At 49.3% G+C, this 12,301-nt stretch carries 13 protein-coding genes; 6 read left to right on the top strand and 7 right to left on the bottom strand.

The annotated features are described in order from the left end of the window. The first annotated feature begins 27 nt into the window (after window positions 1-27). From JW878_09575 to JW878_09585, 3 genes are all read left to right on the top strand, one after another. Window positions 28-744 carry a hypothetical protein gene (locus JW878_09575; protein ID MBN1763303.1) on the top strand — a complete coding sequence of 239 codons (717 nt, stop codon included), beginning with the start codon at window positions 28-30 and terminating at the stop codon, window positions 742-744. Window positions 745-802: 58 nt separating this feature from the next. Next, window positions 803-1,906 (top strand): DNA polymerase IV, encoded by a 1,104-nt coding sequence (dinB, locus tag JW878_09580; protein ID MBN1763304.1) that lies wholly within the window; start codon window positions 803-805, stop codon window positions 1,904-1,906. A gap of 147 nt (window positions 1,907-2,053) precedes the next feature. Then, window positions 2,054-2,482 carry a peptidylprolyl isomerase gene (locus JW878_09585; protein MBN1763305.1) on the top strand — a complete coding sequence of 143 codons (429 nt, stop codon included), beginning with the start codon at window positions 2,054-2,056 and terminating at the stop codon, window positions 2,480-2,482. A 167-nt stretch (window positions 2,483-2,649) separates the two neighbouring features. Here JW878_09585 and tmk read toward each other — a convergent pair whose 3' ends face one another. The 3 genes from tmk to JW878_09600 are packed head-to-tail and all read right to left on the bottom strand — an operon-like array spanning window position 2,650 to window position 4,856. Further along, window positions 2,650-3,261, bottom strand: a complete 612-nt coding sequence (gene tmk, locus JW878_09590) for a dTMP kinase (protein MBN1763306.1) — start codon at window positions 3,259-3,261, stop codon at window positions 2,650-2,652. Window positions 3,262-3,306: 45 nt separating this feature from the next. After that, window positions 3,307-4,152, bottom strand: a complete 846-nt coding sequence (locus JW878_09595; protein MBN1763307.1) for a mechanosensitive ion channel family protein — start codon at window positions 4,150-4,152, stop codon at window positions 3,307-3,309. Beyond that, window positions 4,149-4,856, bottom strand: coding sequence for a DUF432 domain-containing protein (locus JW878_09600; GenBank protein ID MBN1763308.1), 708 nt, complete (start codon window positions 4,854-4,856; stop codon window positions 4,149-4,151). Before JW878_09600 ends, JW878_09595 begins: the two co-directional genes overlap by 4 nt. A 310-nt stretch (window positions 4,857-5,166) precedes the next feature. Between JW878_09600 and JW878_09605 the strand changes: the two genes are divergently transcribed. Genes JW878_09605 through JW878_09615 form a run of 3 tightly spaced genes read left to right on the top strand, consistent with a single transcriptional unit; the run spans window position 5,167 to window position 7,980 of the window. Continuing rightward, the gene (locus JW878_09605) at window positions 5,167-6,195 is read left to right on the top strand and encodes a hypothetical protein (protein MBN1763309.1); all 1,029 of its coding nucleotides are present in this window, start codon (window positions 5,167-5,169) and stop codon (window positions 6,193-6,195) included. Between the two features lies 1 nt (window position 6,196). Continuing rightward, entirely contained in the window at window positions 6,197-7,030 is an 834-nt protein-coding gene (locus tag JW878_09610) for a mechanosensitive ion channel (protein ID MBN1763310.1), read from the top strand. Then, on the top strand, window positions 7,030-7,980 hold the full coding sequence (locus tag JW878_09615; protein MBN1763311.1) for a mechanosensitive ion channel family protein: 951 nt from the start codon (window positions 7,030-7,032) through the stop codon (window positions 7,978-7,980). The genes JW878_09610 and JW878_09615 overlap by 1 nt, the downstream gene beginning before the upstream one ends. A gap of 21 nt (window positions 7,981-8,001) precedes the next feature. Here JW878_09615 and JW878_09620 read toward each other — a convergent pair whose 3' ends face one another. The 4 genes from JW878_09620 to JW878_09635 form a co-directional block, all read right to left on the bottom strand. After that, entirely contained in the window at window positions 8,002-9,450 is a 1,449-nt protein-coding gene (locus tag JW878_09620) for an MFS transporter (GenBank protein ID MBN1763312.1), read from the bottom strand. 216 nt (window positions 9,451-9,666) lie between these two features. Next, a complete protein-coding gene (locus JW878_09625; GenBank protein ID MBN1763313.1) occupies window positions 9,667-10,740 on the bottom strand; it encodes a calcium/sodium antiporter in 1,074 nt (357 codons plus the stop codon). A gap of 128 nt (window positions 10,741-10,868) precedes the next feature. Beyond that, window positions 10,869-11,729, bottom strand: coding sequence for a class I SAM-dependent methyltransferase (locus JW878_09630; GenBank protein ID MBN1763314.1), 861 nt, complete (start codon window positions 11,727-11,729; stop codon window positions 10,869-10,871). Next, window positions 11,726-11,929, bottom strand: a complete 204-nt coding sequence (locus tag JW878_09635; GenBank protein ID MBN1763315.1) for a hypothetical protein — start codon at window positions 11,927-11,929, stop codon at window positions 11,726-11,728. The genes JW878_09630 and JW878_09635 overlap by 4 nt, the downstream gene beginning before the upstream one ends. Between the last annotated feature and the right edge of the window lie 372 nt (window positions 11,930-12,301).

Genomic DNA, 12,301 nt, shown 5'->3' on the forward strand with positions numbered 1-12,301 from the left:
ATTTGATTATAGAAGGAGTAAGAAGAGATGTCTACAGTAACAGCAGCAACAAAAGGGAAGGAAAGTAAATTGGTTCCATTGGCGGTAATAATAGCGGCTTTAACTGGTCTTCTTATAAGTATTATAGCTGCACGTGCCTCATTGCCCGCAAATCTCTATTATGTGGCAGTTATCTCTCTCCTTGTTACTATTTTTGCTCTTCTCATTTATGGATTTTTGGCACATCAGATCTATGATTTTATCAAAAAAAGAAGAGAAATAATGAAGTGTAATGCTCTCGCAAGGAAATACTTCGGCGAGTTTAAACACTTTACAGAGATATTTGGTGAATTTGTGAACCAAAGTAGGAGTGATAATATTCCATACGCTTTAAAAGATTTATTCGGGAATCCGGCATTTAGAGGTGTATCGTATCTAAGAACTGATGACTTTTATAATCTATTTAATTGTTACAAAGAAAGACTTAAGCGTTTTGACAGAACTAAGGAAGACTTTTCTCTTCTTGTAAATGAATTTGACTCAATTTTAGATATATACAACAAGCACTGCATCGTTGAGCCAGTAAGAGAAATTAGAGCTATTGGTCGAGAAAAAGTTGATGAGCAAACTAAAGAGAATTATAAGAAGCAAAAAGTGACGTATGAGCGATTTATCGGGAACTATGTAGATTTTGGGAAGAAGCGAAACGGAGAATTTGGTGAAAGAATATTTAGGGAATATTTTGAAATGCCCGAAGAATTGTAAGAAGCTCTCGGATTAGAGTTAATACCCTTTCTTGTGCGTACTAGAATGTGAAGCTAATATGAAGGTCATACTGCACGTGGACATGGACGGTTTCTTCGCCGCAGTCGAAGTGCGAGAGAACCCGGACTTGAAGGGCTTACCCGTGATCGTCGGTGGTCGAATCCAGCCGAGAGAGGAGAAAGCCGCCGAAGAAGGCGAGAAGCGTTTTAGAGGCGTTGTGAGCACCTGCTCATACGAAGCGCGAGCATACGGTGTGCATTCCGCAATGGCGCTCTCTCAAGCGTACAAACTCTGTCCCGATGCCGTTTTCCTCCCCGTGAATATGACGCTCTACAAGCAGGCATCCGCGCGGATAATGGATATTTTGAGGACGTACGCGGCTAAATTCGAGCAAGTGAGCATTGACGAGGCGTATCTCGACATTAGCACCAGAGTGCACGACTGGGACGAGGCGCGAGCGTACGCGCAGGCGATAAAAAAGGAGATACTGGAGCAGGAAGGATTGACGTGTTCAATTGGCATCGCACCGAACAAGATCATCGCAAAGATCGCTTCTGATTTCGTCAAACCGGACGGCCTGACCGTTGTCGAGAACGAGCATGCACGAGCATTCCTGGCGCCCTTACCCGTGAAGAAGATCCCGGGCGTGGGCCCGAAAACTGCCGAGCTGCTGAAACAGAGGGGCATCGAGACGATACAACAACTTGCGCGCTGTGACGTGCAGGAACTCGTCACGCAGTTTGGCAAATACGGGTGGCGGCTTCATCAGGTGGCGCGAGGAGTGGACGAAAGCGAAGTGGAAGAGAAATGGGAGCGGAAATCGTTAAGCCGCGAGACAACGCTTGACGAGCACACCAGCGACCTGGGCATCATAAACCAGCATATCGAGACCTTAGCAGAAAGCGTTCATGGCCACCTACTGCGAGAAGGGTTCTTATTCAAAACGGTCGCGATAAAAGTCAAGTTCGACGACTTCACCGTGCATACGCGGGCTAAAACGTTCAGGGCTATCCATTCGGACGTGCCCACGGTTACGAAAACGGCGAAACAATTGATGCAGACCGTCATTCGTGAAAAAGGGGAGGGAAAGCAGGTACGATTGGTCGGCGTGCGTGTGTCCACGTTGGGTGTGCTTGACGCGAAGCAAAGACGGATCGTGTAATACCCGGGCAGTGAAAATGGGACTGTGTAAGACAAAAACAGGGATGCTTGTGATTTCGGATTACGTGGTGCAAAATATCTGGCAAGCTATTTATAGGTATGCGCCTTAGGGGTGTACGGGCAGCAAAACCAAGAGGAGATGAAAAGAATGGCACAGGCAAAAAATGGCGATACCGTTAAGGTGCACTACACAGGCAAACTGAAGGATGGCTCGATATTTGATTCCTCAATCGATCATGACCCGCTGGAATTTACTATTGGCGAGGGTCAGGTGATCCCCGGCTTTGAAGAAGCGGTCCTCGGCATGGATCTGAACGAAACGAAAACGATCGATATTCCTGAGAATAAAGCGTACGGTCCATACCATGAGGATCTGGTGGCGGAGGTTGATCGGAGCCAGCTCCCGGCAGACCTGGAACCAGAAATCGGACAGCAGCTAGAAGGCCGCCAACCGGATGGCCAGGTAGTAGTAGCCACGGTAATTGGTGTATCGGAATCGAACGTGACGTTAGATGCTAACCATCCCTTGGCTGGAAAGGACCTCACGTTTGAGATCCAGCTCGTCGCGATCTATTAAATAAACTACTCGTTTCGTCTCGGGCATGTGGATGGATAGATAGGCAGGTAATGGGCTCTAGGGTTTGTTTCGACGGATACTACACGACACGAGACCCAGGCAATAGAATAGAAAAAATCAATCTACTACACGTACCTACGGCAGGTAAGGTAAAGTAAAGTAGAGGTTCAGGAATCCGTGAGGATCCGTGCGACTATGCCCTGTATATCCTTTGCGATCGCTTCCTTCGCTCTATCACCTGCTAGGATAACCGTATTATCAAAGTAATCTTTAAGGGCCAGATACCGCTCCCGGACTTTCTCCAGCCGCTTCTCCTCCTCGAACAGTTCGATGTTATCTCGATTTTTGACGATTCGATCCCGACACACTCGTGGCGGCGTGTCGATAATAATGGTGAGATCCGGCGATCTAAACCGTGCGTTGATCTGCTTTAAAAACTCGACGTCGTTATCCACGGAGCCAAACGCTAAGGATGACAGAATGTACCGGTCAGAGATGACGATTTCATTTGCCTGCAGCGCTGGTTCGATCTCTTTCTCCAGGTGCTCCGCACGATCCGCCGCGAAGAGCAATTGTAATGCGTACAACAGGAACTTCCGGTCACGTTTAAGCGCAGACCTTATCAGCTCTCCAATCGGCGAAGTGGTCGGTTCCTTGGTCAGCATAACCTTTTCATTGTTCTCTCGAAGGTGCTCTGCCAAAAGCGCAGCCTGCGTTGACAATCCTGAGCCATCCAAGCCTTCAAAGACGATCAACCATCCCTTCTTCCTGGTCATCATGCATTACATCCCTATAGCAGCTCCCACTATTTAAAGCCAAGAAAATCATTCCGAACCCGATTCGGAAACCTCTGAACGGTCAAGCTCTTGCTTCTGGAGCTCGTTGGCGAACCAGACCGTGCGCTGCGGGAAGGCGATCTCTATCCCCTCGTCCTCTAACGCTCTCTTTATCTTCCAGAGCAGCTCCTTTTTCACACTATACCACTCAGTAGACGGTACCCATAATCGCACGACGATGTTAACCGCGTTATCGCCGAGGTTATCCACAAAAATATCGCCCGTTGGGCTTTTAAGGGTGAGCGGGTGCTCTTCACTGAGATTCCGTATGATTCCTATGGCCTTATCAGCGTCGTCGCTGTATCGTATCCCCACGATATACTCGACCCTCCGGGCTGCATGCTCCACGTAGTTCGTTATATTGGTCGTGAAGACCTTTTCATTGGGCATCCGCACGTATAACCCGTCAAAAGTTCTTAACGTGGTCGAAATAACGCGGATGTCTTCAACCACTCCCGCAATTCCCGCTATGTTGACCGACTGCCCGATTTTCATCGGTCGCTCGATCATCAAGAAGAGCCCGGCTATCAGGTTGCCCACGACACTCTGACTCGCTATACCGATTACTATGCCTGCAATACCACCCGCAACCAGCAAACCAGAGAGCTTGATCCCGAGTATTGGAAGAACAGCGAGCACCGCAATAACAATGATACCGTAATAAACGACTTTGGTGATCACCTCGATGTGATACTTGTCTACCTTATCCCGAAGGCACCTTTTAATATTGAGCGTTAAGCCTTTTGCTATGGCGACCGTAATAATAAGAATCACGAGAATTCTAAGGAGATCCAAGAGTGTGACGTCACCGTAAACCACCGTTTCGAGTATCATAAGCCCCACCCCATCAAAAATTTCGTTGATGTAACAGTGAGCTTCTTTGCGGTGTACAGTTCCATGGACTTCTTCATTCCTTGTTCTACGGGCGCGTCAACAAAATCCGTCTCTGCAATTTTCCCGTGCATAATTTTCATGGTCGCCTTCATCGCGACGCGGGCATCGTTATAATACATCTTCATCCCGTAGGCGTTGAAGACGGCTTTCGTTACTTTTACCCACTCTCTGGTCGTATTGGTTATGCTGAGTTCTATAACGCCCTCACAGAGCGGATCAACGGCGGGTAGAGAGGAATAAACGTTGCTGCTCCAGTATTTGCAAATAACGCCATTTCGCGGATCGCCATAGAGCGTGAACTTCTGCCGTGCGAGTGTGAAGATATCAAGGACTTCAACGACGGTACCCGACGATATGAAAACGCCTATCTCTATGGGATACGTAAGGAAGATTTCTTTCGTCTGCGCGGGTTCGACCAAAAGCGTCTTATCTAACTCGACAAGAAGAAACGAGGTCAGTTCCGTGGGCTTGTGCATCGGCTCGATGGGGTTAATGAGCACGTGACCAGTGCGAGCCAGAACAATTTTATCCACGCGTGCACCGCCGGATACGCTCTGGTAAATGAAGTTCTCTCCGTCCTTTTCAAGGGATAGCGAGACACCGCTTTCCTCAAGTCCGAAAGGAATATTATAGTAGCCGTACATGAGACCTCTTGCGAGATATTCTAATGTAGTTCTAACTATAAAGACTTTAGCAAAGGAAGGATTACATTTGTATGCTGAGTTACTATTAGAGCACAGCGGACTGACGATAAAAGCGTGCGCCCCATTTACCAATAGTATTAGCATAGATACGTTTAATTCGTAATTTCGGCCATTTCATTAACTATGAGAAGATGAACGAACGGATGACAAAAGTACATCCAAACTGAAAGTATGAAGTAAGCGAAACTAATATGTTCGACGAGAACAAACGTAAAGAAAAAGGGACGGGTTACGGTAACAGACAGGGGCGATGACGAACGGTACTGAAGAAGGTTTTGATAATCTCGTAGGGTTTAAAGAGGAGATCGAGCGTATCCGGACGACTATAGTGGAGTTCGAATCGGGGCGGAAATCGAATATAGCGATCATAGCAGAGCCTTTCGCGGGACGAACCACGCTGGTCAATGCGGTAGAGAAGATGACCGTTCATAAGGTAACGAAACTGCTCTTATCATCACTGATCAAGAATAAAGATGCGGTACGGTTACCGGAAGAGTTAAAAGGCATCGTGATCGTTGATCATTGCCATTTCCTTTTTACGCGCGCGATCGGTGGTTTTGACATTCTCGATGAGTTCTTGAAATCCGTCTTATCCTCGGATAACCTGTTCATAACGACCTGGAACCTCTATGCCTGGAACTATCTTGACGAGGTGATCAATGTCGGCCAGTTCTTTCCCGTCCAGTTGAAGCTTCCGAAATTCACGACACAGGAAACGAAAGAGCTGATCGTATCACGCTATAAGGAGGACGAAATCCAATTCGTCGATGACGTTAAGTCCGAGAATCAAGCGTTCATTACGTTCAGCAGAGTCCCGGTCACGGTAAAACCGCTGGGGATAACCGTTAACATTCCGTCTATAACATTCAATTTCAATCTGCTCAGATTCTGGTTATCACGGAAGAAAGAGAAAAAAACGGCCGAAGACATCATTTTTGAGCTGCTTAATTATTATTCGAATGGCAATCCTGGCGTTGCCAAAGTGATCTGGGAAAAGAGCCTTCAGTATCCCACGATCAAACCGAGTTATATACAGGAGTGCTCCTTCAAGATCGAGCTTGATTATACCGAATCCTTTATCCTGTATTGCATCCTCGCAATAGAATCGGTTACCAAGGAGGAATTGGTTGCACTGAGCGGCGATGGTACGGTAGATAAGGTACTTTCGCGATTAGTGCAACAGGATTTAATCACCGTTGATAAAGAGCATTATACGCTCAATCCCGAAGCCTTGAAGTGCGTAGTAGGCTACCTGAAAAAAGCAGGGGTGATCTGGTAAGATGGCCGATACGACGTTGGTTGATGTGCCACTGAAGAGCATTGATCTCGGCACGATTCTGAGTACGATTTTGATCCTTATCATTGCGTATCTGATAACGCGTGTCATCGCGTATCTTCTCACACGGTTTTCAGAACGAGCAGGGGAGTACCGGATAACCGTCAAAATGGTGATACCGCTTTTGAAATTCTCTATTTATGGCATCGCGATCTATTACATTGCAGCGTCGATCCTGAGCCTCTCGTCAACCCAGCTCGTCGCATTCTCAGGGCTGCTCGGTGCTGCGATCGGTTTCGGTCTGAAGGATCTCTTCGCCGATGTCGTCGGCGGTCTCGTAATCACCGTCGAGAAACCGTATCAAATTGGGGATAAAGTCACAATCGGGGGCTATTATGGCGAGGTCAGTGATATCGGGATCCGGGCAACCCGGCTGATAACGCCGGATGATAATCTTGTGTCGGCACCAAACTACTTGATTTTCACGCAGGCAGTAGCGAGTGCAAGTGCAGGCAGTCCCGAGATGATGGTGGTCATCGACTTATTTATAGACCCTGATTCCGATGCCGAGTTAGGCCTGAAGATTTTAAAAGAAGCGGTTGTCACCTCGAAATACGTGTACATCTCCAAAAAGCGGCCGTTTACCGTGCTTTTAGAGGATTTCCCGTTTTACCGTCGTCTCCGGGCCAAGGCGTATGTCTACGATTTACGGTACGAGTTCGAGTTCAAGTCAGAAGTGACCCGGAGGACCTGGAATGAGTTTGCGAAGCGGGGCATAAAAGCGCCGGAACTGCCCATTATGGGCGAACAGAACAGGAGCGGAGGAGCGTATAGATGATAAAAAAGGTCGTTAGTCTCATAACCCTTGTCATTATCACGGGTGCGTTCTGGTTCGCCCAGTTCCAGTACCCAAATGCCTATCTGGAAAAGGGCTTTTACACCTTTCTTGCCGTTACGATACTTTATTTCGTCTTCAAATCGGTCATAGAAGAGATCGTTGTGAGGAACATAAAAGAAGCGAAGGCCCGGTACTCGTTCAGAAAGACCGTTTCGATTCTCTATATCGTGGGTATTGTGCTCGCACTCATCAGGATATGGGTGGAGCACACGCAGACACTGCTCGTTTCGTATGGCCTGATAGCGGCGGGAATCGCTATTGCCTTACAGGACTTTTTCAAGAACTTTGCGGGCGGGATAATCATCTTTGTCACCGGGATCTACCGTGTTGGCGATCGAATCGAACTCAACGCGAAGATCGGTGACGTGATCGATATCGGCATCTTGTACACTACCCTCTTGGAATTGCGGGAGTGGGTGGCGGGCGATCAAGCGACCGGCAGGCTAACCGTAATGCCCAATGGGGTTGTTTTAGCCGGTATCGTGAATAACTACACGAAAGACAACAACTTCATCTGGGACGAACTCGAGCTTCCAATCACGTATGATAGCGATTGGCAAGAAGCGGCGACTACCATACGCCGTATTATTACAGCGGAGACGAAAACGATGGCGGACGAGGCGGAAAAAGAGATTTTAAAGCTTGGCGAGAAGTATTATCTCACGGTACGGGCGGTCGAGCCCGAGATCTATTTGACGCTGACCGACAACTGGATCACCTTTCACATCCGGTACATCACCGATGTACGGAAAAGACGGGTGATACGGAATACATTAGGCCAACTGATTCTTGAGGAGCTGCGGAAGTCCGAGACGGTTAAGATCGCATCGGCGACCGTGGATATCGTCGGCTTCCCGGAATTGCGACTACAGCAAGCTGGCAAAAAGTAGTGCTACCGAAGCAAGCGGCATCTAGTGTTTACCGCACGCTTTTTCGTTTCTCTTCTCGATGCCGATTTTATGATTTTTCTTCTCGCGCACTTTTTCAAACGTGCTTCGCACAATGGAGAAGGGGAAGTGGACCATTTGGCGGAGTCCACCGGCGGTGGAGAAATTCCGTAACGGTCTTTTTATCTCCGAGATCAGCTCATGGACGATAATCTTCTCTTTAACCTCCCCCACCTCTTTTACCAGCGCTAATCGGTGAATCGAGTACAGCCCGATTAAAAACGCAAGGAAGAAGAAGAAATCCCACTGGCGGAGGTTCAACGTTTGAAGAGCCAGCTCTCCACCGGGGCTTATCCACCTGAGCGTCCACGAAAGTTCGCGGCCCACGAAGAAGTCAACACAGAAGCCGCCGATAATGGGGGCGATACCCGCTGCGATCGAATTGATGAAGCTCGTAGCAGCCAAATACGCAGTTGCCTGCCCCTGTGGCGCCAATTTCAGGCCGATGTTGCCGGAGGCGAGGGTAACGCCGGCGATGGAAATGCCCATAAAGATGTGAATGGCGATCAGGAGCGGCATAGTCAATACGTACTTTTCGGGCAGGGTGGTAAAGGTCCAGGCGAAGATACAGACCATGAAGAGCGGCCCACTGACGCCAAGCACCGATTTGTTACTGAAGCGGTCTGAGGTTCGCCCCCACAGTTGTAAGAATGCGATATTCATGAGCTGACTCACGACGAGGAGGGTGATAACGATGGATATGTTCAATTCCAATCGTTGGAGCATGTAAACGGTGAAGAAGGGCGCGGCCAAATTGACGGCAAAGTTCCAGGAGCCCAGGAAGAGGATGAGGTTCTTGAAATTGAGGTCCTTAAAGGGCTTCGAGATCAACGTGAAGAAGGCCGGAGGTTCCTCGATCGACGGCATTCGCGGCTCCGGTATGGTTGATACGAAGTACGCATCAAGCATGCCCGCAAGGAACCCGAAGAAGAAGAGGATTGAATAGCTGTAGAGCGCGTACTCAGGGTACAGCTTACTCCAGTAGTCGATGTAAAAGCCCGCAGCGAGGCTGAGCGGGATGCCCAATCCGGTCGCCAGGCGCATTCGTTTCGAGAAGAATGTCCCGAGGCGCGCTTGCGGTACGAGGTCACGCATCCAGGAGTTCCAGCCGCTGCTGCTGATCGCGCCAATGGCCGCGTAGAGCAGGAGCGCAGCAAGGAGAAGGGATAACCAGAGTTCGCTACGGAATATGATGGGGATCAGCGCGATGAGTACCCAGAAGGATCTGCTCACAATAATCGAGTACACGCAGATGATCTTCCGCACACGGAACTTCTCGACAAAGTAAACGGACGGTATTTGTATGAGCTGCGCCAAGGGCGGAATGGCGGCGACGAGCCCGATGACCAGGTTAGAAGCGCCAAGCATCAAGGCAAAGGCGACCAAAAAGGCACCGCCCGTGAGCGTTACCATCGTTTGTGCGGCCAGACCATCTTTGATAACACTGCTCAGGCCTGATTGGATCTCTTCTTCCGTCAGGGTATCTTTAACCGCGAATCTCACGCTCACGCTCTCTCTCTATCCTTCCTCGCCGCTTACCATAGGTTGCTCATACTTTTGGTTCTTACGTGATTAAACTCTTATCGCCTCGGCCTGTAAGCAAGCAAGACAACAAGCACGTTCAGTTACCTACCCTACATACGTCGTTGCGACGAGGACCGCCATAAACGCACCGTATAAAACAAGCAACGCGAGTCCTTCTACGCGACTCAATTCCCACCGGGTCTTTATGAATATCAGCAGCAGGACCGTCATGAGAATCATAAACGGCGCGATAACGGCCAGCGTTTCACGTGTGACGGCGATCGGAAATACTAAAGCGGAGACACCCAGGATCAGGAAGATGTTGGCGATATTGGAGCCGATGACATTGGCAACCGCGATGTCGCCGTACCCCTGCCGCGCGGCGGAAACCGAGACGCTCAGTTCAGGTAGAGACGTGCCGACCGCCACGATGGTTATGCCGATCAGCATCTTCGAGATCAGGAAATACTCGGCGAAGAAGACCGTCTCGGCAATGAGATACTTAGCGCCGACGATAACGGCCGCGCCGCCCAGTACCAGGACCGCGAAATCCTTGACAAACCCGGTTTTGAGTTCTTTCGCGCGTGCTTCGTCAGAAGCGCTTTTGTCATTGTTCCGTTCCTGGCGGCGGTTGGAGACGGCGTTGATTACGGTGCGCACGTACTCGAACTTGAAGAAATAGGTGAGGAACTCTTTGAAGCCGTATGCACCCTTGAATTGCGGCTTCTCTTTTAACAGGAACAGGATGTACGCGAGATAGAGCAGCAGAAATATTACGGCTTCGAAGCGCGAGATCGTACCGTTGAGGATGAAGAGGTAGAGCACGAGCGCGGCGAAGAGCATGAGGTAGCCGTCCCGTTTCAGCATCTCTTCCCGCGTCTTGATGACGGCAATAGAAGCGGCGACCCCGAGAATCAGGCCGATATTGGCGATGTTCGAGCCGACGATATTGCCCATGACGATATCGCTTTGTTGTTGTAGTGAGGCGGCGACCGAGGAGGCCAATTCAGGTATGGACGTGCCTATCGCGACAAGGGTGAGCCCAATGACGAACTCGGAGACGCCGAGCTTCGTCGCGATCGCCGCCGCAGCTTTGACGAAGAAGTCCGAGCCCTTGACGAGCAAGACCAGGCCGATGATGAGCATCACAACCTTACCGAGCAGCACTTCCGGTTGCATGATGCCTTAAGATTAACTTCAACCCTATTTAGGTTTTGATACGCAGCATGACCAAAACCAGAGCACAAGAGGCGGAACGAACAAACGTACCGGAGTGCTCTCTTTTCATTCAGGCGGCTCTAGCTCTTTTACTTCCTACCGACGTATAGCCCGTATCCGAAATATCTAAAAAGTCTAAAAATGCTTCGAGGCGGAATGCTTATCTCCTTTATCCACTTTCTGACTGCCGGACTCTTGAAGCAGAGGGAGAGAAATTTACCCCATGCCCCTACGTAGTCGCGGGGGTCCATCTGTCTAACTTCACTAACCCATTGCCGTAAAGCACTGGTTTTGTGAACCCTTGCTGCTACGCCGGTAAGTCCCGCTTGCTCCAATAACACCTTCCACCCAGCAGGATTTAAGAACTCTGCGTGGCCTAAAGCGCGGGATAGGTATGCAACCAATTCTGGCGGCGGTGTCTCCACCCAGGTCACCTCATTCATCCCAACGTACCCTCCTAGTTTGGTCACCCGCGCATACTCGCGTATCACCTGCTGTTTGTCCTTTGCAAATGCAACCACCGACTCGCACATAACCGCGTCGAAAACCCCCTCCGTAAAGGGAAGATTCTGTGCGTCCCCTATCGTGAATTCAACCTTGTCCTCAACATTTTTTCGTTTGGCTCGTTCCTTCGACCGTTCGACCATCAGCTCAGAAAGGTCAATACCGACCACGTTACAACCGTACTCTTCGGCCAGGTAGCACGCAGTTATGCCAACACCGCACCCGACATCCAGAACATGTGAATCGTTATTAATCTTGCATGCCTCGATTAGCTCTCTGGTGGCTTCGAGGCCCCCCATGTGCTTGGTCAGACCCCACGAAGCTTGCAATTCGAAGTAGTAAGATTCTGTTTCCGATTCTGACATCTTTTCTCGTGATTTTGGTTTAGCTACCCTCTTCAGATAAGCCTGGGCAGCCGTACTGAGATACAGCTCAAAAGCGGTCATTTATTCAGCTCGCGCTCAAACACGTCCTTGAGCTTCGCCGCTTTGCCCGCTTCATACTCCGTGAGCGCCTCCTCTAACTGGGCTTCCTCGTCCGGAGTGAGGATCGTATCTGCATCCACCATGTGCGCTTTTATGTATTCCAGCTCCGCACGTATCGCCTTCAATTCCTCCCAGATACGGTGCTCACCTGTCGCGTCCATGACTAAAGATACACCTTTAAAGCTTGAAGAGCATTTGCATTGCATGATCTAAGAAGAAGCCTGAAGAACGTAGTCGTCGAGCACGTTGAAGCCGAGGACGAGCACACCACCTTGCCGAGCAGCACTTCTGGTTGCATGATGGCTTACTATTACATTCAGCGCTATTAAGGTTTTTGCGAAGGTGTGTGGTTATTTTGACGACACGTAAACCCGCCCTTTCTCGATTAGGATTTAAAAAACACGAATACGAGGGTGAAGGAGGGATATGTGAACATTGAACGGCAGAAAACTGTTAAGTAAACCAAAAAAGGTTACACATCGATGTATTCGTTTTTATGAGTCCTCTTTTCTTTCTTTTTCTGTAAAGGAGGA

The organism is Methanomicrobia archaeon (assembly GCA_016930255.1).
Taxonomy (GTDB): domain Archaea; phylum Halobacteriota; class Syntropharchaeia; order Alkanophagales; family Methanospirareceae; genus JACGMN01.